We start from the raw sequence: 25,412 nt of genomic DNA, 5'->3' as shown, positions 1-25,412 counted from the left end.
AAGATGGTTATGTCAAATAAATTAGGATTTCCAGAAAGTTTTTTATGGGGAGGAGCTTTAGCAGCAAATCAATGTGAAGGGGCATATAGGGAAGGAGGCAAAGGTCTTACAAATATAGACCTTTGTCCAACTGGTAAAAATAGATTTAAAGTGATGCTAGGTAATATAGAAAGTTTTTCTCCAATGGAAGGAGAAATATATCCATCACATGAAGCTATAGACTTTTATCATAATTTTAGAGAAGATATAGCTTTATTTGGAGAAATGGGTTTTAAATGTTTAAGAGTATCAGTAGCTTGGGGAAGAATATTCCCTAATGGTGATGATGAAACTCCAAACGAAGAAGGTTTAAAATTCTATGATGAGTTATTTGATGAAATGTTAAAGCATGACATTCAACCAGTAGTTACTATTTGTCACTTTGATATACCAGTAGCATTAATAGAAAACTATGGGGGATGGAGAAGCAGAAAGCTTGTAGAATTCTATGAAAGATATACTAAAACAATATTTAATAGATATAAGGATAAAGTTAAGTATTGGATGACATTTAATGAAATTAATATGTTATTACACCTTCCTTTTGTAGGAGCAGGAATTGTATTTAAAGAAGGTGAAGATAAAAATAAAATTAAATATCAAGCAGCTCACCATCAATTAATGGCAAGTGCTTTAGCTACAAAGGCAGCACATGAAATAATCCCAGGGGTAATGGTTGGATGTATGTTAGCAGCTGGAGTTACTTATCCTTATACATGTAATCCAGATGATGTACAAAAAGCTATGGACAAGGATAGAGAAAACTATTTCTTTATAGATGTTCAATCAAGAGGAGAATATCCTGGATATGCTAAGCGATTCTTTAGAGAAAATGGTATAGAAATAGAAATGGAGCCAGGGGATGAGGAAATATTAAAAACTTATACAGTTGATTATATAGGATTTAGTTATTATGCAAGTAGATGTGCAAGTACAGATCCAGAAATTTTAAAGGGAATGACTAATGGAAATGTTTTTGAAACAATTAAGAATCCATATTTAAAAGCTTCAGAATGGGGATGGCAAATAGATCCTAAGGGTTTGAGAATTACATGTAATACACTATTTGACAGATATCAAAAACCATTATTTATAGTAGAAAATGGATTAGGTGCTGTAGATAAGATAGAGGAAGATGGCTCAATTATTGATGATTACAGAATTGAGTATTTAAGAGAGCATGTTAAGGAAATGAAGGAAGCTGTTTTAGATGGAGTTGAGCTTATAGGCTACACGTCTTGGGGATGTATAGATATAGTATCAGCATCTACGGGTGAAATGAAGAAACGTTATGGATTTATTTATGTTGATAAAGACAATGACGGAAATGGAACTTTAGAAAGATCTAGAAAGAAGAGCTTCTATTGGTACAAAAAAGTTATTGAATCAAATGGAGAAACATTAGAATAATCAGCTAAGGTAAAGTACTTTGAGGTAAAACGAGGAGGAAATAAACATGCAAAATAGAAACAATCAATTTCCAGAGGGTTTTTTATGGGGAGGAGCAGTTGCTGCTAACCAATGTGAGGGTGCGTGGAATGTAGGTGGAAAGGGTGTAAGTACAGCGGATGTGGCTACTGGAGGTGCTGTAGATAAGCAGCGTGAATATACAGATGGAATTATAGAAGGAAAATACTATCCATCACATGAAGCTATAGATTTCTACCATCACTATAAAGAAGATATTGCGTTATTGGCTGAAATGGGCTTTAGGTGTTTTCGTACGTCAATTAATTGGACAAGAATTTTCCCAAATGGTGATGAAACAGAACCAAATGAAGAAGGATTAAAATTTTATGATGACTTATTTGATGAATGCTTAAAATATGGAATTGAACCAGTTGTTACAATTTCTCATTATGAACTGCCTTATGAATTAATTGAGAAGTATGGTGCTTGGAGAAATCGTAAACTAGTAGATTTCTATGTGAACTACTGCAGGGCAATATTTACTCGTTATAAAGATAAGGTTAAGTATTGGATGACTTTCAATGAAATAAATGTAGTTGCACTACATCCTTTTATTCCAGCAGGAATTAAGTTAAAGGATGGAGAAAATAAGGAACAAGTTTGTTATCAAGCGGCTCATCATCAATTTATAGCAAGTGCAAAGGCTGTAAAGTTAGGACATGAAATTAATCCCGATTTTAAAATTGGATGTATGCTGCTTTATCCATTAGCTTATCCAGAAACTTGTAATCCAAAAGATGTGCAAGTTGTTAATGAGATGATGAATAAACATTATTTCTTTACTGATGTGCAGGTAAGAGGTTACTATCCAAATAATATGAAGCGTTATTTTGAGAGAAATAACATTAATATTGAGATGGAAGCTGGAGATGAGGAAATCTTAAGAAATGGTAAGGTAGATTACCTTGCATTTAGTTATTACATGACATTAGTAATTAGTTCAAAACCAACTAAGGATACTTCTACAGCAGGAAATATGTTAGGTGGAATCAAAAATCCTTATTTAGAAGCATCAGATTGGGGATGGCAAATTGATCCAGAAGGCTTTAGAATTGCATTGAACAATCTATATGACCGTTATCAAGTACCACTATTCTGTGTAGAAAATGGATTAGGAGCTGTTGATAAGGTTGAGGAAGACGGTTCTATTAATGATAATTATAGAATTGACTACCTAAGAAAACATATAGCTGAAATGAAGAAAGCAGTTACAATTGATGGCGTAGATCTTATGGGATACACACCTTGGGGATGCATCGACTTAATTAGTGCATCAACAGGTGAAATGAAGAAGCGTTATGGATTTATATATGTTGATAAAGACAATGACGGAAATGGAACTTTAGAAAGATCTAGAAAGAAGAGCTTCTATTGGTACAAGAATGTTATTGGGACAAATGGAGAAGAAGTATAGGCTTACTCAGGAGCTTTAAAAAATAGTTGAATTGCAAAAAATAAAAAGTAAGGAGAATTAAAATGAAAAAGAGATTACTTGCATTTTGTTTAATAGGAATGATGTCCTTAGTTGGAATTGGATGCGGACAACAGAAGAAAGAAGTTGCAAAAGAGAAGAAACCAGTAACTTTATATGTAACAAGACATGGAAAAACTATGCTTAACACATCAGATAGAGTTCAAGGATGGGCAGATGCACCACTTACAAAACCAGGAGTTGAAGTAGCTGAATTTTTAGGAAAAGGAATAACGGATGTTCCTTTTGCAGCGGCATATAGTAGTGATAGTGGACGTGCTATAGAAACTGCAAAAATTGTATTAGATAAAAGTAATCAAAAAAATATAAAATTAGCTCAAACTAAAAATATAAGAGAAGCTTGCTTTGGAAAATATGAAGGTGAATTAAATCATACTATGTGGGAAGAAGTTGCAAAAGCAAATAATATAACATTAGAACAATTTATGAAAAAGCTAGATTTTAAAATGTTTATTGATACTGTTGCAAAACTTGATGAAACAAAACAAGCAGAAACTTGGAAACAATTAACAAATAGAGTTAGAGGCGAAGTAGATAAAATAGCAGATGAAGCTTATAAAAATGGTGGCGGAAATGTCTTAGTTGTTTCACATGGAATAGCAATAAGTGCATTGGTAGAAAGTATTGCACCAGGTACAGTAAAAGGTCCTTTAGCAAATGCAAGTGTAACAAAGATTGTTTATGATAATGGAAAATATACAATTGAATCTGTTAATGACATGAGTTACGTGGAAAAGGGTAAATCAGTAAAATAAGTAGTAGAAGAAAGAATCATCAAAGGTTAAATACTCTAGAGTGTCCATAAAGTGGGCACTCTTTTATTTGTTCATCCAGTATGGTTTTAGTATAATCTAGGGAAATATATTTTATTTTGAAAATAATTTTTAGCAGCTTTGTAGCCTTGTTGATATAAAAAATTATATTTTTCATCATTTTGACTTATATCAAAGTCTATAAAAGATATATCTTTTGTATTTATTTCAATGGATCTTAATTTATCTATAGGGCTATTATTATATATATCCTGTTGAATTTTTACAAATGATTTAAGTAGATTTTCTATATATTCTATAAAATTATTTATTTCATTATATTTTATTTTACTTTTAAATCTTGCTCCTATTGTTTGAACATTTACACCATCAATAATTATATCCATGAAATAATTAGAATCAAATAAATTTATAGGATAGTTTCTCATAACTCCACCATCTGAAAATATATGAGTCATTGGTTTTTCGGAGGTTTTATCTTCATTAATCTTTATTGATTCAAAAAAAAGAGGTATAGACATGGAAATTCTTACGGCTTCAGCTACATCCATATGAGGAGTTGTTTCATAAGAAAATACTTTTGAAGAATCAGTAGATATATCTGTACCAATAATATATAAATCTAAAAAAGGTCTTTGTTTCTTATGAATATAGGGATTTCTAAAATCTTCAAAGGTATATGGAGGGAGTTTTTTAGAACTATCGAACTGAGAGGATATTTGTTCTTTTATCCATTCATAAAAATATTCACTAGAATACCAGCCGTAGTTTTTAATTAACCTGTAAATACAATCAATATCTTCAAATATTTCTTCCATTTCTTTTTTTAGAACAGTAGGAATTCTTTTTAAATCAGGTTGAGTACCTTTTTGTGGTATCTTTCTATAATCTATTGTATCAGCTAATTTTTTCATTTCGTCAAATGGTAAAGAAAAGCTAGTTAAGCATGCAGTTATTGCTCCAGCTGATGTTCCTGCTACTCTTTTTATATTTTGTAATATGTCATGATTATATAAAAAGTTTAATACTCCTAAATACGCTATTCCTAATACTCCTCCTCCTTCAAAAACTAAATTATTAATTTTATAATACATATCATTTCTATACATAAAGACCTCCACCATAGTTACTCATAATGTTAAGATATTCAATAATAATTTTACTGTGAATCTTTCCACTAAAAGTTTGATGTTTAAATATAAAGTTAAAATTGAATACATTATAATTAGGTATATAATTATTCCCCCTTAAAAATTAAGGTTATCTCCGTATTATAGTACGTGACAAAAGTTTTATACAAGAGGTGGAATATGCTTAATAGTGGATGTATACTAGATGGAAAATATGAAGTGATTAAAGTTTTAGGAAAAGGAGGTATGGGAACAGTTTATTTATGTAAGAATATAAGGCTTCAAAATCTTTGGGCTATAAAAGAAGTAAAAAAAGATTTTAAAAAGAATATAGAGATTTTATCAGAACCTAATATTTTAAGAAAACTAAGACATGCCAATATTCCAAGAATAGTTGATATATTTTACGAGAATAATAGTCTTTATATGGTTCAGGACTATATAGAGGGACAAACATTAAAGAAGTATGTAAAAGAAAAAGGTTTTATAAAAACAGGAAATATATGCAATATTATATTGGAGATATGTAACATTATATCCTATTTACATAGCTTAAATCCTCCGATTATATATAGAGATTTAAAGCCGTCTAATATAATGATAACTCCAAAGGAAGAAGTTTTTTTAATTGATTTTGGTATTTCAAAAATATACAAAGACTATGATACTAATGAAGATAGATATATGGGTACTAGTGGATTTGCTGCTCCAGAACAGTATAGTTTAGGACAATCTTGCAGACAAACGGATATATATGGTATTGGTATGGTTATGTACTTCATGGCTACGGGAAAGGTTTCATATACAGGCTTAGAACCCCTCATGGATGATAATTATGATAATAATGTAGATGGTAATTTGAAAAAAATAATACAAAAATGTGTTCAAATTGATATAGAGAATAGATATGTTTCAGTTGAAGAACTAAATAAAGAAATTATAATAAAAATGTTGAAGGTAAATATGGAACTCCAAAAGTTAAATAAATTTAAATTTAGAAAAACAATTATAATGATGGTATTATTTATAGCTATATTCTTAATAAGTATTTATGGTTTGGATAGAAATCAAATTATATCTTTACTTTTTTAGAAATTAGAGAATAACTATATGTAGTTTAAGCGTAATTACCTATGGTATAATTATAATAGTGTTATTGGTAAATAAAGTAATATTCATATATGAGGAGGGAATATTATGATTTTAGGAGCAATTGAAGCTGGTGGTACAAAATTTGTTTGTGCTGTAGGTAATGAAGATGGAGAAATATTAGAAAGAATTCAATTTCCAACAACTACACCAGAAGAAACTATAAAGAAGGTTGTAGATTTTTTTAAGGATAAAAATATAGAGGCGTTAGGTATAGGTTCTTTTGGTCCAGTGGATTTAAATGAGCAATCGTCTACATATGGATACATAACCTCTACTCCTAAAAAAGGTTGGACTAATTATAATATTTTAGGTGAACTAAAGAAGCATTTTAATATACCAATGAGATTTGATACTGATGTAAATGCAGCGGCTCTTGGAGAAGCTACATGGGGAGCTGCTAAAGGATTAAAAAGTTGTATTTATATGACTGTAGGAACAGGGATAGGAGCAGGGGCTTTGGTTGAAGGGGAACTGCTTCATGGACTTCTTCATCCAGAGATGGGGCATATAATGCTTAAAAGATATCCAGAAGATGATTTTGAAGGAGTTTGTCCATATCATAAAGATTGTTTTGAAGGAATGGCAAGTGGACCTGCAATAGAAAAAAGATGGGGAGTAAAAGGATCAGAGTTAACTTCAGACCATCAAGCTTGGGATATGGAAGCATATTATATAGCTCAAGCACTTGTTAATTTTGTTTTGATTCTTTCACCAGAAAAAATAATTATTGGTGGTGGAGTAATGAAACAAAAACAGCTTTTCCCACTCATTCATAAATACCTTAAGGAATTTTTAAATGGTTATGTAGTTCATAATAATTTAGATGAAAATATAGATGAATATGTAGTTTATCCTGCTTTAGGAGATAATGCTGGAATATGCGGTGCTCTTGCATTAGCGAGAACAGCTAAAAATATATAAAGAATATAGGTTTAATAAGGAACTTAAAGTTAGAGGGAAATAATAAAATGGTACCTATTGTATTTTTTAAAGGAATAGGTACCGTTAAGTGTTATAGAGATAACTATTTCCCAAGTTCATTTATTAGCTGTATAACTGCAGGGCCAAGTAAAACAATAAAAATACTTGGGAAAATGAATAATACAAGGGGAAACAATATTTTTATTGGTGCCTTCATGGCTTCCTCCTCAGCTATTTGTTTTCTTCTTTCTCTTTCTTCATGGGATTTTATTCTTAGAATTTGTACAATACTAATTCCAAGCTTTTCAGCCTGAAGTATATTGTTGATTAAAGATTTTATTTCATCAAAGTCAAGACGATTCTTTACTCCTGTTAGTGCTTCTTTTCTTGTTTTACCCAGGCGAATTTCTTCAATACAAATTTGAAATTCAGAGGATAGTACACCAGTTTTCTTTGATATGACTTTATTTAATGCACCGTCAAAACCAAGTCCTGCCTCAAGACAAACAGTTAAAAGGTCAAGAAAATCAGGAAGTTCTCTGAGGGCTTGTTTATATCTCTGTTTAATTTTTTGATTAATATAAAAATCAGGAATAAAAATAGACAGTATAAAACCAATTAAAAAGAGAATAAAGATACCAGTAAAACTTAAACCTAGTAATTTACCATAAATACCAAATAATGTAGATAAAAGTATATTTAAGGTGATTTTGAAAATATGAAAATCAATAGGTGTCATACCTAACGGCTTTCCACCTTGAAGCAGTTTTCTTTCTAAAAGTTGCTCCTTTTTAGAAGAAATTTTTTCACCAAAATAACTTTTAAGTTTATTTTTAACGTGAAGTATTATTTTCCGAGAAAGGGGGTCAGCTTCATTTTCTTCGATTTTACGTATAAGATTTTCTGTATTAACAAAAATCTCTATTCTTTTTTTTACTCTAAATTTAGGTTCGAAAATCTTTAAAACTATATACAATATGAAAAGATTTGTGGTTAATAGGAAAAAAATTACTAACATAGTTTACACCTCAACTTTAGTTAGCTTGTGAATTAAAATAAATCCGATTATTCCAGATATAATACCTGCTGAGAGTATAATGATTCCTAATGTATTGTTAAATAAAACTTTTATATATTCTGGATTCATGAAATAAATCATAAGACCAAGGGCAATAGGGAGTGCACCAATTATTCTACCAGAGAGTCTTCCTTGAGCTGTTAAGCTTTGGACTTGACGTTGAATTCTAGTTCTTTCTCTAATGGTTTTTACGATTATTTCAAGCACACCAGCTAAATTTCCACCAACCTGTCTTTGAATTAATATTGCTTGCAGCATAAGTTCAAGATCATCACTTGGCATTCTTTTACCTAAGTTATTTAAAGCTTCTTCCATAGTAATTCCGTAGTTCATTTCCTTTAGTAAAAGGGTAGCCTCTTCTTTGATTGGAGAATCACACTCTTCAGCAACTGTTTTTAAAGCCTGAGCAAAGCTGTAGCCAGATTTGAGAGAGCTTATTAAAGTGGCTATCATATCTGGTAAACCTTCGTTGAATTTTAGAATTCTTATTTTAATTTTTCTATTTATCCATATCTTGGGTAAGGTATATCCAATAATTGACCCTGGAATTAAAAGGTATACATTACTTGATAGAAAATATAAAATACCGCCTGTAATTGCAGATAAAAACCATTTAAGCATTACATATTCTTCAGGAGTTAAAAGTACTCCAGCACTTTTAAGCATTTGATCAATTTTATCTTGATCAATATTGGATAACTTTTTTCGTATTAACTCATTTAGTTTTTTTAAGCTGCTGATTCCTTCTTTAACTCCATCTCTATTTTTCTTAAAATTTGTATCAGTTTTATTTAGATAAAAGTAGTAGTTTATTCTTTTTTGAATTCTCCTATTAAATAAAAGGAAATAAGAAAATGTCCATACAATAAATAAAAAGCAAAATGTAAAGAAAAATAAGAGAACTACCTCTTTCATCACTACCACTCCTCTACTTTAAATACAGAATCAGGAATGTATATGCCTGAAGATTCAAGTCTATCATAAAATTTAGGACGTATTCCTGTTGCAACCATTTTACCTGATATTTTTCCTTTTTTATCTACTCCATGCTGTTCAAATGTAAAAATATCCTGAAGTACAACAACATCACCTTCAAGACCTTGTACTTCAGTAATATTGACAAGTTTTCTTGAACCATCATTAAGTCTTGCCTGTTGAACAATTAAATCAATTGCACCTGCAATTTGTTGACGAATTGCCTTTATTGGAAGTTCCATTCCTGCCATTAAAACCATGGTCTCAAGACGTGAAATCATGTCTCTTGGACTATTAGCATGTCCAGTTGCTAAGGAACCGTCATGTCCTGTATTCATAGCTTGAAGCATATCTAAAGCTTCTCCACCACGCACCTCACCAATTACAATTCTTTCAGGTCGCATTCTTAGTGAGTTTTTAACAAGATCTCTTATTGTTACTGCACCTTTTCCCTCAATATTGGGAGGTCTTGATTCTAATGAGATAACATGTTCCTGTGATAGTTGAAGTTCGGCTGCATCTTCAATTGTTATTATTCTTTCATCATTTGGAATGAAGGAGGATAACACGTTTAATGTTGTTGTTTTTCCAGAGCCTGTACCTCCACTTATAAAAATATTAAGTCTTGCCTTAACACATGCATCAATAAAAACAGCCATTTCTCTTGTTAATGTATCAAAGTTTATTAAATCTTCTATGGTTAATGGGGTACTTGAAAATTTTCTAATTGTGATTGTTGGACCGTTTAAAGCCAGTGGGGGAATTATAGCATTAACTCTTGAGCCGTCTGGAAGTCGTGCATCTACCATAGGACTACTTTCATCTATTCTTCTCCCAAGGGGTGACACAATTTTTTCAATTATATGCATAACATGTTCATTATCTCTAAACTGTACATCGGTTAACTGAATTTTACCTTTTTTCTCTACATATACACTATAAGGTCCATTTACCATAACTTCACTGATATCAGAGTCCAATAAAAGAGGATTTATTGGTCCATAGCCTGTTAAATCATTGATAAGTTCCTGCACAACTCTTTTTCTATCAATATCACCAAAATGTTCTACATTCTTTTTGATTATTTCAAGGGCCATTGAATCAAGATTAGAAACTAATTTGTCAACAGATTCATCTTTAAATTCTTCCATTATTTTTTTTTGAAGCTTATTTTTTAATTCTTGTTCTTCGCCTGATAGAGAATAAATTATTTTTTTATTAGAAGTGCTTGTGTTTTCAGGCTTAAAAAATGAAATTTCATTTTTTTCAATTTTTTGTTCAGTATTATTATCATTTTTCTTCATTGTATTAATTCTTTCAAGAAGTCCCATGATTTACCTCCGTTAATTTCTTTTCCTTTTGAAAAAGCCCATTAAACTCTGTTTTTTTCTTCTCCTATGTCTAGGAAAATATTTATTTCTATAAATTTCACTAGCTATATTGATAATTTCATTTGAAATCTTTTCTTTGGGTTTGTTTATTACAAAGGGAATACCAATATTAAAGGATTTTGACACAACCTTGAAATTATTTGGTATGAACAACAAATTATCCATACCAAGTATATCCTTAACATCTTTAAATTTAATTACACTTTCCATATCTCCTCTGTTTACAATGATTCTTATCTTTTCTGACAGGTTTAATGCATTTAGAGTTTTTAGCATTATTTTTGTGTTTTTTAAAGCTGCCATTTCAAGGTCTGTAACTAGAAAAATTTTATCTGCTAATTCTAAGAAGCTAATATTATTTTCAGAAAGTCCAGAGGATAAATCTACAATTAAATAGTCGTGTTGTTCTAAAAGTTTTTTGCAAATAACTTTAATTTCAGTGGATGTTATTAAATCTGCATATTCAGGTTTTAATGGAGCAGATAAAATTTTTACTCCACTATCATGATTTTGAAGATAATTTAATAGCATATTACTGTCTAATGAGTTTACATCATGAATGACATCACTAATTGTAAGTTTGGGTTCTATATTTAGGGCAAGGTTTACGTCGCCAAATTGAAAATTTCCATCTATAATACAAGTGGAAAAGCCCTTACTAGCAATTGCAACTGCCATGTTAACAGTAAGTACTGTTTTTCCAACTCCGCCCTTGGCACTTGCAAAAACAATAATTTCACTCTTTGTTTCTTCAGTTGTAATATATTCAAAATTATCTATGGTCATAGGCTTTGCCTCCTTGAACTGGGGTACTTATTCTTCGTAAATAAAAAGAATGTTATGGGAATATTTTGCTTCTAAGAATAAGTTTTATGTGGCCTTTTTCATCAGCATTTATAAGTTTAATTGCATCCGATGGTTTCAATTCTAATGTCACAGATACATATTCAATTTCGTTTTCCTTTTGATTTAAATCTTTTGAATCTTTAGTTTGAATTTTTTTATCACTGAGTCTTTTACCAACAGCTAAAACTCTTATATTTTCAAGTAATATTTGTGTATTTATAGTATTGGTTATTCCATCTTGTTTAATTTCTTCGCTGAAAACTACATCAACATATTCTTCAGGCTGTATTAAATTAGATACAGACTCTACAAGGTTAACCTCAATTGATACTGCTCTAAAACCATTTTGTATTTTTCTTGTTACCAATTTCTTTTCATCAAACTGATTTGTAAATCTGTTGGAGAATAAAAATTCTCCCTTTTTTATATCTGTTAAGGCATACTTTCCTTCAACTTCTTCAATTTTTTTTATTGCTTCAGGATGTACTGAATCTGCATCAAATTCTTTAATTTGAAGCAGTTCACGAGTAACTTTTTCATTTTTATTAATATATTTTTGGGGTACTACAACACTTATTTTGTTTTCATTTTTTTTATACTTTTTATCAAGATCCTTAAGATATTTATTGAAAAGAAAAGTAGTTATAAGTGCCATCATTAGAGCTAAGATTAAAATATTTCTTGACTTCATTTTTTCACCTACTCTATTAATCTAATTGTATATGCTCCATTATCTGCTATATTTTTATCTCCAAAGCCGCTGCCAGCTCTCCTTATAAAGTATCCAGTAATTGAAGAGTCATTGTGGTCCATTGGAGATTTGATATAAAAGTATGCAAAGCCCGTTATTTTTACTTCTTTTAACTGATTAGATTGAACCATGTATGGTTCATAAACTAAAATTAAAATAACTCTTGAGCAATCTCTATGGTTTATGTCATCAATGGGATGAGGACATGAGTTTATTCTAAAATTTACAGCATCACGGGTTTTTCCTGATATGTTTCCTGTTTGAGTGTTTATAATATCTCCAACTTCTATTTCACCTTCATACCCATAGGTTAAATCCTGTTCATAAAGATTTGCCCCAACACCTGAAAGGGCCAAAATACCAAAATTTCCGTATTCAGAATCTCCTGAATCAACTTTTAATTTGTATTCCTTTAGATACTCGAGGGGAATATTTTTATCTATTCCAAGGGGAACTGCTCCTTGGCCACGGCTCATGGGAACAAGTTCAGCAGAAGAGGATACTGTTATTGTCATACTGTTAATTTTAAAGAGTGTTAAAAATTTTAATGGTACCTCTTTTTCTAAAACAACTCTTACTTTATATTCATTATTTGTTTCGATATATATTTCCTTTAGGTTATTTTCTTCTTCGTGAGCTTTCAAAATTTCTAAGACAACTTCATTTACTGAATTATCACTATTTGTAAGCTCTTGTGCACCTGATAAAACTGCTGCATTTGCTGTTTTTTTTAAATGACTTTTGGTAGTGAATAAAAGGCCTCCATCAATTACAAGACCAGCTATTCCAATAATTATTACAAAGAATAGAGTAAATAACACCAATGCACTGCCATCTTCTTCTTTAAACAGATTTAATTTTTTTAATAACATAATCTCCCTCCTATTCAACTCTTATGGTTGATTGAGTATTTACCTCAAAGGGTGATGGAAGGAATGTGCTAATAATAGGAGTTATATAGTTAACTTTATATGTTATTTTTACTGTAACATAGTCACCAGATTTTCTTAGAAGGCTATTTGGAGTGATATCTATTTGAATAGTATCTTTATCTACTAAATAAACTTTGTCATTAACAAATTGAACTATTTCGCTATCATTTTCTCCTAAGCCTGCCAATCTTACTGCTTCTTGGGTTACCATGTTTAAATGGGTTGATGCATGAAAAATTCTTCCAAAATCAATAATTCCACAAAAGACAATTAAAATAATAGGAAGGACAAGAGCAGTTTCTAATATTGCCTGTCCTTTTTTCTTGATCATACAATCCAGGCCCCCTTAGAGATAAGGCAAATTACAGCACCACCTACTATTGCAAGTCCATATGGATATTTTTTTAAAAGCGGTGAGGTTGGCAGTTCAAGTTTGTATTTTATACCATGCAACAATGAGATTATCCATAAAAATAATTCTTTAAAAAACTTTAGAGAATCTTTATGATATAAAATAACAACAAGGGCCATAATCCCGCCTATTACTGCCATATATAGAGCAGTATTAAAGACAAAAGTACTTCCTTTTATAGCGCCTATAAGTGCTAGAAGCTTAACATCACCAGCTCCAATCCCACCTGAAAAATAGGGGATTAAAAGTATACCAAAACCTACTACAAAGCCTAGTAGTGAGGATTTTAAACCAATATAACCATAGAAAATAAAATGCAGTAGTAATGATACAATAAGCGATGGAAAAATAACTTTATTGTATATTTTTTGATACTTTAAATCCGTTATAAAACATGTAATTAGCACGAAAACTAGAATTAAATCAAATAACATTTTTCCACCTCCCGTTTAAAAAAGGCCCTGCTACTTGCTGCAGGACCCTTTGTATATATTAGCTTGCTGATGGTGTATTATTAAATATATTTGTTTTAACATTGTTAATCAATGTACTAATTTGGTCCCTTAAAGCTACTAAAGCTACTATTGCTCCGATTCCAATAACACCTAAAACCAATCCGTACTCAGTCATTCCTTGACCTCTTTCATCAACAACTAAATTCTTCATTTTATTTAACATAAAATTACCTCCCTTAAATAGTTTTTTATGAATTTACTAAATGTTTATTTTTCCCTCCTTTAACTATACAAATTCTACTACTTGTCCAACTTTAGTTTGAGTTTCTTTTACCTTGCCGCTTGTGAGTTCAACAACAGCCACGGAGCTTTTTCTGAATTTTCCGACTCTTCCAGGTGTCATGTTCTCATCAATAGCAAGTATTGTATTGTTAATATCGAGATATAAAACATCGATAGTATAATTCATAAAATAAGTGTGTATTCCACTACAGGGAGAAATATATAATCCTGATTGAGGTGAAAGCTCCTTTGTAAACATTAGCCCCCTAAGTCTTTTAAAAAAACTATTTGCAACAATTACATTTTGCACAATTATATTATTATTAGTCTTATTTTTAAGAAGCATGGGGAAGTTCACCTCCTGATAACAAAAAATACCCAACCTACGGGTGTGGGTATAATTCCAAACCTTTCGGCAACTGGCTGACATAGTGTAAAAACACCGTAGTCCCTATAGCTTTGCGTCATTAGCTTTCACTAATTTTGCCTTTATCGAGTTTTATATCTTATATTAATTTAATTATATATATATATAGGGAGGGGGTGCAAGTATCAATATATGGCAAAATATAAGAGCTAAAATACTAAATTTTAAAACTATTTGAAGTGGTGGTAAAATGAACTAAAAATCTTATTTGGATATTTGTTTGACTCAAGAATTAGCATTTTGATAAAATATAAGTAAAAAAACTTATGAAACAGGGGTAAATTATGGAGAGTATTACTTTTTATCTTATATTGTTATTTTTGTATGCAACTTTAGCTTTAATTTTTATTTCATTTAATATAGTTCATCCTAAAAAGTATATAAACTTTATGTCTATAAGTCATATTTTAGGTATAATCACAGTTGTATTTACATTATTTGGGGAAGTTAACAATAAGAATAACCTTATGACTAATATTGCTGTTTTCTTTTTTTTAAGCAGCAATTTTTTAGCTTATGCAACTATAGAAAGCTTTTTAAAAAGAAAGATTTCAAAATACCATTTATATGGAGCTATAAGTTTAGTTATTATAGATCTATTAGCATTAAATTTTATATGTCCTATTAGTGTATTTATTCATAAAATTTTCCTTATGTTTATTTATATTTATTTGGGAATGAATATATTAAAATGTAAAAATAAAACTTTTAGTATACATTTTTTAGCAATTACTACTATTATTTTCCCATTAGTTCAGATGGTATTTGGTTTTTCATGGTTATTTATTGCAAGAAAAGATTATTATATTGATATAGTAGCTTATATACTGCACACGGTAACACTCTCTTTTTCTATTATTTTGATTACTATAGAAGAAACACATAGAAAGTTTGATAGTCATGTAAATTTACTTCAAGAAGAAGTTAAAAGTAATCAAAAACTGCTTCAAGATGCATATGAGTTAGACAAACTAAAAACAGAATTTATTGCCAATATTTCTCATGAACTTAGAACTCCTATCAATATTATTTTTAGCAGTATTCAGATTTTTGAGATAAATCTTCCTGAAAAATGTGCAGAAAATCAAAAACTTAAAAATTATTTAAAAACTATGAGACAAAATTGTTATAGACTGATTAAATTAATTAATAACCTTATTGATATGAGTAAAATTGAGGCTGGTTTTATGCAATTAAACCTTTATAATTATGATATAGTTAAATTGATAGAGGACATAACATTATCAATAGTACCTTATGCAGAAGAAAAATGTATTCAGATTGAATTTGATACTGAGTTTGAGGAAAAGGTTATTGCATGTGATAGTGAAAAGATGGAAAGAATAATGCTAAATTTGTTATCAAATGCTGTTAAATTTACTAGAGAATCTGGTGAAATTAAAGTAAATATATGTGAAAAAGATGGACAAATTTTAATATCTATAAAGGATAATGGTATAGGAATTCCAGAGAATATGCAGAAGTCCATATATAATAGATTTACTCAGGTATCAGAGACTTTTGTGAGGGAAAATGAAGGAAGTGGTATAGGACTTTCATTGGTTAAATCTTTTGTTGAAATGCATGGAGGCAAAATAATGCTTGAAAGTGAAATTGATAAAGGTTGTAAATTTACAATAGTACTTCCTTTAAAGGTACTTGATGACCATACTAGAGATAATGTAAGTTTAAACGAAATAAATATGAAAAAAATAGAAATAGAATTTTCAGATGTTAATGTATAAGTTTGATAGTAAGTATGATTAAAAATACCGTATTGAGTTCAATACGGTATTTTTGCGTATATCTTAAGGTAATCTTAAGATTTTATTAAGTTGGGATAAATAAAACAGGAATACAATGTAAAAATAAGGAGGGATTACTTATGAATCATAAATTTTCTATTATATTAAATATAGTAGGTATAATGGTACTTACATGTTTTGTTATATTTATGAAAACTAATATATGGCATATGGTGTTACGTATATTATTAATAATAGCTTTGATTATTAGTTCGTATACACATTATAATAAAATTAAGAAAAATATTGATTAGTAACTAATTATTAACAAGTAAGTTATAGAATTAAATTAAGAAAAAGGAGCTGCAAATTGATGAAAAAAATATTAATTGCTGATGATGAGAAGGAATTAGTAGAACTTTTATCATTATATTTGGAAGAAGAATATGAAATATTTAGAGCTTACGATGGAATTATGGCACTTGATATTTTACAGGTAAATTCTATTGACATTGCTGTAATAGATATAATGATGCCTAATATGGATGGATATCATCTTATAAAGAAAATAAGAGAAAAATATAATATTCCTGTAATTATGCTTTCAGCTAAAAATGAATATAGTGATAGAATACTTGGACTTGAACTTGGAGCGGATGATTATGTTACCAAGCCTTTTAATCCTCTTGAAATTGCAGCAAGAGTAAAAGCGCAGCTTAGAAGATATTATAAATTCAATATAAATATAAATCATAGCAAAAGTAGACAAGCTGAACACATAGAATTTGGTGATTTGAAACTAGATACAATTACATGTACACTTTATAAAAATAATCAAGAAGTGTCTCTTACATCAACAGAATATAAAATTCTTTTTCTGTTAATGAATAGCTCAGGTAGAGTGTTTACTAAAAAACAAATTTTTGAACAAGTATGGGAAGAAACCTTTTATGGTGATGATAACGCTATAATGGTTCACATGAGTAACCTTCGAGATAAAATAGAGGATGACTCAAAAACACTTATGTATATTAAAACCATAAGAGGTCTTGGATATAAGTTTGAAAATAAAAAATTATAATTTAATTGATTATATGGAGAGTTTAAATAATGCTTAATACCAAAAAAAATGAAAAATATAAAAAAGTATATACCACCATGTTTCAACATTATGTTTTATTTGTATTTCTGATAATTATAGTATTTATATCTGGTATAACTTTTACAGCTGTAAGTATTGGGAAAATGTTATGTTCAAATGAATACATAGGTGAAATACAGCAGTTTTTTATGGCTTCAAAGATAGTAAAAAGTGATTATAAAAATATAGATGCTTCAAAAATTACGTCAGTAGGAGGCTGGGTTGAAATACTAGATTCAGATAGGAATGTGGTATATGTTATTGGAAAAAAGAAGGATGATAAAAAAGCTTATACTGAAGAAGAGATATATAAGTTAATAGATACAAATTTAGATGAAGAAAAAAATGATGATTCATATCTACATTCAATAACTCCATTTTATACAGATGGAAAGAAATATTATTGTATGGTTAAAATACCTCCAGGAGTTATAAAGATAGATGTAGATAAAAGATCATCTCCTGAAAAATATATAGCAAAAGCATCTGGTGAAATAATGAAAGGAATTTTGGGAATATTAATTTTTTTATTTATTGTAGTAAGATTTTATGCATTTTGGACATCAAGAAAAATAGTAGAGCCATTAAAAAAAATACTTGAAGGAATAGAAAAAATGACAGATGGTTATTATTACACAAGAATTAATTTTAAAAGTGCAAATGAATTTGCTCAGATAAGGGATGCTTTTAATTTCATGGCAGAAAAAATCCAATCAGGAGAGATAGAAAGACAAAAAAATGAAGCTTTAAAACAGCAGCTTTTTGTTGATCTTTCTCATGATTTAAAAACCCCCGTAGCATCCATACAGGGATATTCAAAAGCATTATATGATGAAGTTGTTAAAGATGAGGAAAGAAAAAGAATGTACCTTAAAACAATATATGAAAAATCTCAAAGAGTAACTACTCTTATTGAAAATATTCATGAGTTAGCCAAGCTTAATAATGATAAATATATTATGTATAAAGAAAAACTGGATATTTGTGAATTTATGAGAGAAATAGCTGTAGAGTTTTATCCTGAAATTGAAAACAAAAATTTTGATTTTATAATTGATATTCCAGAATACGAAATTATATATGAATTTGATAAAAATGAAATGGCAAGAGCTGTTTCAAATATTATTTCAAATGCTTTGAAATATAATCCAGACTATACAACATTAAAAATAGAATTAAAGAAAAAATTATATGGTATAGAAATTGTAATTGCAGATAACGGAAAGGGTATTGAGGATAGTTTGAAAGAACAAATATTTGAAGATTTTACAAGGGGCGATTTGTCTAGAAGAACAACAGGGGGAACAGGCCTGGGATTATCTATTGCACATAAGATTGTTGAGAAACATGGAGGTCAATTATATCTTGAATCCGAGGAAAATTTTAAGACTGCATTTAAAATATATTTATAACTGCTGAGATAGGAGATTAATGAGATAAGTAAGACAGTTGATGATTTTTGGCATATATATGAATGGGGGAAGAAAAATGAATGATTTTTTTCAAAGTATCAAAATAAGAAAAGCAGTGTTTGTATATTTATTAGTTACAATAAGTTTAATGATTATATCGGAACAACCTTATTTTAAGAAATTTGAGATGTTAGATTTTAATTTCTGGTTAATGATAAATAGGGTTATATTAATTTTATGGATTATATATATAACATTTAAAAATAACATAAGATTAAAACCTATTATAAAAGATTTTAAGGACAAAGTTAAATGGAGTAAGATAACAAAAATAATTTGTATGAATTTTGCTTTTAGTATTAGTTTTGTAGTATTAGTTGTTTCTTTAGCATATATGATAAGTCCAGAGTTTTTTAATAAATTATTAGCGGAAGTTAGTGAAGATAACAATACATTTAGTTCAGAAATTTTTACTTTTATTGCAGCTGTATTTTTAGCGCCTATTGTTGAGGAATTTATATTCAGAGGTATTATTTTGAATAGATTAAGAATGACACGTAGTACAGGTACTGCAATAATAATTTCTTCTATATTATTTGGATTAATGCATGGAGAACTTGCTTTTTTAGGTGCGTTTGTTTTTGGAATTATAATGTGTTTGGTATATATAAAAACAGAAAATTTAATGAATACTATAAGCATTCATTTTTTTAACAACCTTATAGCTGAGAGTAGTTCATTTTTCCCTTCTACGTCTTCTAATGTTGGCAGTATTAGTAAAAGTCAAATTACTATAGGAATTTCTGTAGGTTTAATTATATTTTTAATATCAGGTTTCTTTTGTTTAAGATATATAAAGGAAAATTGGCAAAAATAAATTACTTTATTATGAAATACAGAATGTAAGGACGGTATATGTTTATATAGATATGGTTAAGTATAGCGTATGTAATTTAACTCTATGTACTGTAAAAGAAGGATTTAATAAAAATATCTAGAATATAGGATTGGGAAAACATATAAATAAAAAATGTAAATAATACTATATTCAGGAGGAGTAAAGATGGGATTATTTGATGGATTGATGGGAAATGCTTCAGAAGTTAATATGGGAGATGTTCAAAAGGAATATGCACATATTCTAGCTTCAACTGAAAGAATAGAAAAAGCATATAAACTAATTCGTGATATGTTTATATTTACAAATAAAAGATTAATTTTAGTTGATAAGCAAGGTATGACAGGTAAAAAAATTGAATATCATTCAATTCCATATAAAACTATAACTCATTTCAGCATAGAAACAGCAGGGCATTTTGATTTAGATGCTGAATTGAAAATATGGATTTCAGGAAGCCAAATGCCAATTGAAAAGCAGTTTAATAAGAGCTTAAATATTTATGAGGTTCAAACTGTATTAGCTGAATATGTTTTAAAATAAAGTATTATACACAAAACCGTATTGGATTTATCCAATGCGGTTTTTTATTCTATAGGAAATTATAAAATTTTATAATTTCCAACCTTAAGTATCCTAAAAAAGTATATATTGCGTAAAAGGCATTTGAACAAACTTTAGAAAGTCTTATTTATTTTCGTGATATATGCGTAAAGAAAGACATATGTTTGAGCGATAGCGAGTTTATGTTTTTTAGCATATATCTAAGAAAATAAATTAGACTTTCTTAGTGAAGTGAAACGCTTTTATAGCAATATATACCTTTGTTTTTTTTATCAAAATAAGAATTATTTTGTAATTATGTGATAGAAATTAAAAACTTATTTCGTATAATGTATATAATAATTAAAAATTACTTAAGATGGATTAAAATGTATGAGGGGAGAAAATGTATGAATGACGAATTAATAGAGGGGCTGAAAAAGCAAGACATAAAATATCTAAATAAATTTATTAAGAAATATGGAAATCTTATTTATGGAGTGATAAATGGTATTTTAGATAAATCACATGAAAAAGAATTAATAGATGAGTGTTTTGATGATATACTCTTAAACATTTGGTATAACATAGATTGTTATGATTGTAAGAAGGCAAACTTTACAAGCTGGTTAATATCGGTATCTAAATTTAAAGCTATTGATTATAAAAGAAAAAGTAACAAAACTTATAATCTTTGTAATATAAGTGATTTGAATTTAGAAGATAAAAATAGAGTTGATGAAGAACTTAAGTTAGAAGAACAATCAAAAGAACTAATGGATTTAATAAGTGAATTGCATGAAAAAGATCGGGAGATTTTTATAAGAAAATATTTAAACGAAGAAAGTATAGAAAATATTTCAAAATCACTTAAAATACCAAAAGAAAATATATACAACAGACTTTCCAGAGGAAGAAAAAAATTAAAAAGTTTAATGGAGGGTAGAGCATATGAGAGATAGAGAATTTATAAAAAAATTAAAAGTTACAGAGGTTGATGAGGAAGAAATAAAAAAATATGAAGCTCAATCAACAATTGATTCTAATAAATTAATAGAAAGAAGACAATCTATTACTAATAAAATATCAATCGAAAATTTAAATAGATGCAATGAAATTGTACAAAAGAAATTAAAAGAAGGAGAACAAATTATATATAAATTTAAATCAACAGTAAGTGCATGGAAATATATGATGAAATACTTAACATTTAGATGGGTTAATGGTAAGTATGCAATTCCTCAATTAGGTACAAGCTATGTTATATATATTACCAATGAAAGGATTATATTTTTTGAGGTAGATGGCATATACCGCATAATGGAAACACGTATTGCTGATTTTAAAGATGTAATGAAATTTCAGCATAAATGTAAAAAAGATTTTATAGTTTTAGATTTTAAGTTAAAATCTATTAAGAAGGATGATGATGAACTCGTAGCAGGCTGGATTAATAATAGAATGATAATGTATGTAAAAGTAAGTAATATAGAAGAAATATGTAGGTATTTAGATAAAGTACTGAATAAAAATAATTAAAGTTATAATTTAAGAATAGCTTATTAAGTAAAATATGGAGGAGAACAGATATGGGGTATTTAGAGATACAGAGAAGTGAAAAATATTTTAAAAATGTAAATATTATAAGAGATAATGATAACAAAATAAAAATTAGTTGGAATTTAGAAGAAAATCTTGAAAAAGTTAATATATATTGGAGTAAAACACCTAATATAAATGCAGATGAAGAGTATATTACAAGTGTGGAAGGAAAAGCATCGGTTACTTTTGATGATCCAGATATTAAAAGAAGAAATTATTTTATTTTAAAAGCTAAAGGATATGTTCCAGAGGTAATTGCAGAAGTATTAATACCTTTTAAAGGTGTTAATAACTTTCGTGATTTAGGAGGATATAAAACAAAGTATGGTAGAAGAGTTAAATGGAATACTTTTTATCGTTCAGATCAATTAGCAGGTTTAACAAAAGAAGACATAGAGTATTTGAAAAATTTAGGTGTAAAAACAATTTTTGATTATCGTTCAAAGGCAGAAGTTGATCAAAAGCCAGATCCATTAATTGATGGTATTGAAAATATAAATATTTCTGCAATGCGTTCTTTAGATAATCAAGATAGAAATTTTGATATGATATCTATAATAAAGAAAACTAGAAGTTTAAAGTCATTAGGAAACCCATGTGAATTTCTTAAAAATGGTTATATAGAAATGGTATCTGACAATAAAGCTTTTAAAAAGCTTATGGAATATATTGAATATCCTGATAAAATGCCAATAATTCAGCATTGTACTGCCGGTAAAGATCGTACAGGAATTGGTTCAGCATTAATTTTACTAGCATTAGGGGTGTCAGAGGAAACTGTTATAGAAGATTATTTATTAACTAATATCTATCGTTCACATAAGAATGAGTCATTAATAAAATCAATTCAGCCTATATTAAAGGATGAAGAGAGTATAGAAATTTGTAAGGCACTTATGGAGGTAAGAAGAGAATATATTGAAAGTTCTTTAAATACTATAAAAGAAACATATGGTTCTATTGAAAAATATTTAGAGGAAGAATATGGTTTAAGTGAAGAAAAAAGAAATAAATTACAGCAATATTATTTAGAATAGAGATTATATAACAATGTTTAACTTTATTGAAACTTTTTTGTAACTCTTCTTTTATCACCATATTATACAATATATACGTATATAGATGAAACGATGACATAACTTATAAATTTAAGAGTAAGCTTGGAGTGAAGGAAGGGTATTAAATGACAAAAAGAAAATTATTAATTATAACAACTTTACTAATGTTTTCTAGTTTGACTTTCAGTGGATGTAAAAATGCTGTTGAAGAAAAGGCTGTTGCAGTTGAAAATAGCCGTAAAAAAATAGTTAACACTTATAGTAATAATAGTAATAAAAATGATGAAAAAAGTAATATAAACAAAAATAGTAAAGAAAATTCAAATGTTACTATAAAGGGAAATGAAAAAGGAAATACTGCTGGAAATTTAAATAATTTTGGATTTGCAGCTAAAAAAGGAGATTGGATTTATTATTTACATGAAGAGGACGGCAAAAGATATTTGTATAAAAAGAAAATAGATGGTTCTTCAAAGATAAAATTAACTGATGATACTCCTTTTTATATTAATGTAGTTGGAGATTATATTTATTATAACAATACTAGTGATAATAATAATATATATAGAATAAAAACAGATGGAACTGGGAGAGAAAAAATTAGTGAAGATGAGGTCCAAGAAATATATGTAGAAGGAAATAATATTTATTATATAAATTTAGAAGACTGGAAATTATATAGACTTAGTATAGATAAAAAAGAAAAAGTGAAATTAAGTGACGATACTATTGAAGTTGGCGGTATTGCTTCAGATGAAGAATGGATTTACTATACTAATAAAGGAATTCACAAAATAAAAAAAGATGGTTCAGATAAAACGGTTGTTGCAGAGGAAAATAGCGATTTTATAAGCTTAATAGGTATAGAAGGAGATTGGATATACTATTTGAATGAAAGTGGGATATTTAAAATAAAAAAAGACAAAAGTTCAAAAGAAAATATATTTAGTGGAATTGCAGCTTGGGGTAATTTAGATAAAGAGCATATATATTTTAGTGATATAAATAATGGTTGTATTTGTAAAATAGACAAGGATGGAAAAAATAAAGTGAAAGTAGTAGATGATTTTGCTTATAAAATTAATGTTGTAGGGGACTCAATATACTATGATTATTCTAATAGACCTATAAAATTAAAATGGGATAAGATTAATAAATAAAAAGAAAAGAGACAAGTATATTTATTGCAATACTTGTCTTTTTTCTTTTTATTTTAAGTATATTCTCTATCCACTGTTATAAGTGCATTATAATGAGGGTGGAGTTTTTTTATTTCTTTATCTATATTAGATATAAGTTTTCCCTCATCTTCGTGAGTAAAGTTAGAATTAAAATCAATTACAACATCAAAAAGTAAATTTTTATGGTCTCCTTCTCCTACAATTCTGAAATCATGAAAAGAGTTAATTTGAGAAAAGTTTTTTAGAACATTACTAACCTCTATTCGAGTATGATTTATTTCCTCATCATCAGTATTAACTGGATCCATATGTATTACTAAAAATATGTTATGATTTTTAGAAATTTCTTTTTCTGCTCTATCAATAATTTCGTGTATTTTAACTATGGACATATTATAAGGAACTTCTGCATGAAGAGAAGCCATTACTCTTCCAGGTCCATAGTTGTGAATAATTAAATCATGTACTCCAGTTATATAATCATATTTAAGTACTTCTTTTTTTAATTCCTCAACAAATTTAGGGTTTGGTGCTTCTCCTAATAGAGGATTAATAGTTTCTTTAACTAAGGAATAACCAGAATATAATATAAATAATGATACTGCTATACCCACATAACCATCTATAGGGAATGATATCCATTGAGATAAAAATAAGGACAAAGCTACAGTACTAGAAGAAATAACATCACTTAATGCGTCTAAAGAAGCGGCTTCAAGGGCAGAAGAATTTATTTTTTTTCCCACATATTTATTAAATTTACTTAACCATATTTTGACCGCTATTGAAAGTAGAATTAAAATAAATGGTATAAGCTTAAAATTTATTTTTGAAGGATTAATTATTCTGTCAAAAGAAGATTTAGTAAATTCAAATCCTACTAACATAACCATAAAAGCAACAATTAATCCAGATATGTATTCAATTCTTCCATGTCCAAAAGGATGTTCTGCATCTGCTGGTTTTGAAGCTAATTTAAACCCAGCAATAGTTATTACAGAAGATAAAACATCTGATAAATTGTTAAATGCATCTGCTGTTACTGCAATACTTTTGACCAATAAACCTACGGATAATTTGATTAAAAATAAAATAAAGTTAACAATTATGCCTACTATACCACCTAAATATCCATAAGATTCTCGTACTTTAGGGTCGGCTGTGTTTTCATGATTTTTTACAAATCTAGTTACTAGAAGTTTTGATAACATTTTGCTACCTCCATGCTAAAATTAAAAATGTTTAAAAGCTTTAAACAATAGATATTATATCATAATAATTAATTATGATTAAATTTGCTTTGAGT

General features: G+C 28.5%; 27 protein-coding genes and 1 riboswitch. Of the genes, 15 read left to right on the top strand and 12 right to left on the bottom strand.

The features are described 5' to 3' along the window. Nucleotides 1-9 precede the first annotated feature (9 nt). From OXH55_RS11180 to OXH55_RS11170, 3 genes are all read left to right on the top strand, one after another. Nucleotides 10-1,449 (top strand): 6-phospho-beta-glucosidase, encoded by a 1,440-nt coding sequence (locus tag OXH55_RS11180; protein WP_272509036.1) that lies wholly within the window; start codon nt 10-12, stop codon nt 1,447-1,449. Between the two features lie 46 nt (nt 1,450-1,495). Beyond that, on the top strand, nt 1,496-2,923 hold the full coding sequence (locus tag OXH55_RS11175; RefSeq protein WP_268050048.1) for a 6-phospho-beta-glucosidase: 1,428 nt from the start codon (nt 1,496-1,498) through the stop codon (nt 2,921-2,923). A gap of 62 nt (nt 2,924-2,985) precedes the next feature. Then, entirely contained in the window at nt 2,986-3,756 is a 771-nt protein-coding gene (locus OXH55_RS11170; RefSeq protein WP_268050047.1) for a histidine phosphatase family protein, read from the top strand. An 86-nt stretch (nt 3,757-3,842) separates the two neighbouring features. Here OXH55_RS11170 and OXH55_RS11165 read toward each other — a convergent pair whose 3' ends face one another. Next, entirely contained in the window at nt 3,843-4,883 is a 1,041-nt protein-coding gene (locus OXH55_RS11165) for a patatin-like phospholipase family protein (protein WP_268050046.1), read from the bottom strand. 201 nt (nt 4,884-5,084) lie between these two features. Here OXH55_RS11165 and OXH55_RS11160 point away from each other — a divergent pair, with 201 nt between their 5' ends. Both OXH55_RS11160 and OXH55_RS11155 read left to right on the top strand, forming a co-directional pair. Then, entirely contained in the window at nt 5,085-5,996 is a 912-nt protein-coding gene (locus tag OXH55_RS11160; protein ID WP_268050045.1) for a serine/threonine-protein kinase, read from the top strand. A 105-nt stretch (nt 5,997-6,101) separates the two neighbouring features. Next, nucleotides 6,102-6,977 carry an ROK family protein gene (locus OXH55_RS11155; RefSeq protein WP_272509034.1) on the top strand — a complete coding sequence of 292 codons (876 nt, stop codon included), beginning with the start codon at nt 6,102-6,104 and terminating at the stop codon, nt 6,975-6,977. 103 nt (nt 6,978-7,080) lie between these two features. Here OXH55_RS11155 and OXH55_RS11150 read toward each other — a convergent pair whose 3' ends face one another. From OXH55_RS11150 to OXH55_RS11105, 10 genes are all read right to left on the bottom strand, one after another. Continuing rightward, nucleotides 7,081-7,995 carry a type II secretion system F family protein gene (locus tag OXH55_RS11150; RefSeq protein ID WP_268050044.1) on the bottom strand — a complete coding sequence of 305 codons (915 nt, stop codon included), beginning with the start codon at nt 7,993-7,995 and terminating at the stop codon, nt 7,081-7,083. A gap of 3 nt (nt 7,996-7,998) precedes the next feature. Next, on the bottom strand, nt 7,999-8,970 hold the full coding sequence (locus tag OXH55_RS11145; protein ID WP_268050043.1) for a type II secretion system F family protein: 972 nt from the start codon (nt 8,968-8,970) through the stop codon (nt 7,999-8,001). Between the two features lie 2 nt (nt 8,971-8,972). Next, complete coding sequence (locus tag OXH55_RS11140; protein WP_268050042.1) at nt 8,973-10,361, bottom strand: TadA family conjugal transfer-associated ATPase; 1,389 nt, start codon at nt 10,359-10,361, stop codon at nt 8,973-8,975. A gap of 12 nt (nt 10,362-10,373) precedes the next feature. Continuing rightward, nucleotides 10,374-11,207 carry a CpaE/TadZ family protein gene (locus OXH55_RS11135; protein WP_268050041.1) on the bottom strand — a complete coding sequence of 278 codons (834 nt, stop codon included), beginning with the start codon at nt 11,205-11,207 and terminating at the stop codon, nt 10,374-10,376. A gap of 52 nt (nt 11,208-11,259) precedes the next feature. Further along, a complete protein-coding gene (gene cpaB / locus OXH55_RS11130; RefSeq protein ID WP_268050040.1) occupies nt 11,260-11,958 on the bottom strand; it encodes a Flp pilus assembly protein CpaB in 699 nt (232 codons plus the stop codon). 8 nt (nt 11,959-11,966) lie between these two features. After that, the gene (locus tag OXH55_RS11125; protein ID WP_268050039.1) at nt 11,967-12,890 is read right to left on the bottom strand and encodes a TadE/TadG family type IV pilus assembly protein; all 924 of its coding nucleotides are present in this window, start codon (nt 12,888-12,890) and stop codon (nt 11,967-11,969) included. 10 nt (nt 12,891-12,900) lie between these two features. Then, entirely contained in the window at nt 12,901-13,281 is a 381-nt protein-coding gene (locus OXH55_RS11120) for a TadE/TadG family type IV pilus assembly protein (protein ID WP_268050038.1), read from the bottom strand. Beyond that, nucleotides 13,278-13,796, bottom strand: a complete 519-nt coding sequence (locus tag OXH55_RS11115) for an A24 family peptidase (RefSeq protein WP_268050037.1) — start codon at nt 13,794-13,796, stop codon at nt 13,278-13,280. The genes OXH55_RS11120 and OXH55_RS11115 overlap by 4 nt, the downstream gene beginning before the upstream one ends. A 58-nt stretch (nt 13,797-13,854) precedes the next feature. After that, nucleotides 13,855-14,040: a Flp family type IVb pilin gene (locus OXH55_RS11110; RefSeq protein WP_268050036.1), complete on the bottom strand. Its 186-nt coding sequence runs from the start codon at nt 14,038-14,040 to the stop codon at nt 13,855-13,857. 63 nt (nt 14,041-14,103) lie between these two features. After that, on the bottom strand, nt 14,104-14,445 hold the full coding sequence (locus OXH55_RS11105) for a DUF192 domain-containing protein (RefSeq protein ID WP_268050035.1): 342 nt from the start codon (nt 14,443-14,445) through the stop codon (nt 14,104-14,106). A gap of 65 nt (nt 14,446-14,510) precedes the next feature. Then, nucleotides 14,511-14,597, bottom strand: a riboswitch (cyclic di-GMP riboswitch). Nucleotides 14,598-14,810: 213 nt separating this feature from the next. On the opposite strand from OXH55_RS11105, the gene OXH55_RS11100 reads away from it, so the two are divergent. From OXH55_RS11100 to OXH55_RS11055, 10 genes are all read left to right on the top strand, one after another. Further along, the gene (locus OXH55_RS11100) at nt 14,811-16,271 is read left to right on the top strand and encodes an ATP-binding protein (RefSeq protein ID WP_268050034.1); all 1,461 of its coding nucleotides are present in this window, start codon (nt 14,811-14,813) and stop codon (nt 16,269-16,271) included. Between the two features lie 140 nt (nt 16,272-16,411). Next, nucleotides 16,412-16,585 carry a hypothetical protein gene (locus OXH55_RS11095; RefSeq protein ID WP_268050033.1) on the top strand — a complete coding sequence of 58 codons (174 nt, stop codon included), beginning with the start codon at nt 16,412-16,414 and terminating at the stop codon, nt 16,583-16,585. 59 nt (nt 16,586-16,644) lie between these two features. After that, nucleotides 16,645-17,352 carry a response regulator transcription factor gene (locus tag OXH55_RS11090; RefSeq protein WP_268050032.1) on the top strand — a complete coding sequence of 236 codons (708 nt, stop codon included), beginning with the start codon at nt 16,645-16,647 and terminating at the stop codon, nt 17,350-17,352. A 29-nt stretch (nt 17,353-17,381) separates the two neighbouring features. Beyond that, nucleotides 17,382-18,824, top strand: a complete 1,443-nt coding sequence (locus OXH55_RS11085; protein WP_268050031.1) for a sensor histidine kinase — start codon at nt 17,382-17,384, stop codon at nt 18,822-18,824. A gap of 76 nt (nt 18,825-18,900) precedes the next feature. After that, on the top strand, nt 18,901-19,701 hold the full coding sequence (locus OXH55_RS11080; protein WP_268050030.1) for a CPBP family intramembrane glutamic endopeptidase: 801 nt from the start codon (nt 18,901-18,903) through the stop codon (nt 19,699-19,701). Between the two features lie 186 nt (nt 19,702-19,887). Continuing rightward, on the top strand, nt 19,888-20,265 hold the full coding sequence (locus OXH55_RS11075; protein ID WP_268050029.1) for a PH domain-containing protein: 378 nt from the start codon (nt 19,888-19,890) through the stop codon (nt 20,263-20,265). A 410-nt stretch (nt 20,266-20,675) separates the two neighbouring features. Further along, nucleotides 20,676-21,227: a sigma-70 family RNA polymerase sigma factor gene (locus OXH55_RS11070; RefSeq protein WP_268050028.1), complete on the top strand. Its 552-nt coding sequence runs from the start codon at nt 20,676-20,678 to the stop codon at nt 21,225-21,227. Continuing rightward, a complete protein-coding gene (locus OXH55_RS11065; RefSeq protein WP_268050026.1) occupies nt 21,217-21,804 on the top strand; it encodes a PH domain-containing protein in 588 nt (195 codons plus the stop codon). The genes OXH55_RS11070 and OXH55_RS11065 overlap by 11 nt, the downstream gene beginning before the upstream one ends. 50 nt (nt 21,805-21,854) lie before the next feature. Further along, nucleotides 21,855-22,904, top strand: coding sequence for a tyrosine-protein phosphatase (locus tag OXH55_RS11060; RefSeq protein ID WP_268050024.1), 1,050 nt, complete (start codon nt 21,855-21,857; stop codon nt 22,902-22,904). Between the two features lie 146 nt (nt 22,905-23,050). Then, complete coding sequence (locus OXH55_RS11055; protein ID WP_268050022.1) at nt 23,051-24,085, top strand: DUF5050 domain-containing protein; 1,035 nt, start codon at nt 23,051-23,053, stop codon at nt 24,083-24,085. A 53-nt stretch (nt 24,086-24,138) separates the two neighbouring features. Here the strand turns inward: OXH55_RS11055 and OXH55_RS11050 are convergent, their stop codons facing one another. After that, nucleotides 24,139-25,317, bottom strand: coding sequence for a cation diffusion facilitator family transporter (locus OXH55_RS11050; protein ID WP_268050021.1), 1,179 nt, complete (start codon nt 25,315-25,317; stop codon nt 24,139-24,141). Nucleotides 25,318-25,412: the final 95 nt, after the last annotated feature.

The sequence above is a fragment of the Clostridium ganghwense genome (genome assembly GCF_026735165.1).
Taxonomy (GTDB): domain Bacteria; phylum Bacillota; class Clostridia; order Clostridiales; family Clostridiaceae; genus Clostridium_H; species Clostridium_H ganghwense.
The sequence above is the reverse complement of the archived record's forward strand: the minus strand, read 5'-3'. Positions and strand labels throughout refer to the sequence as shown.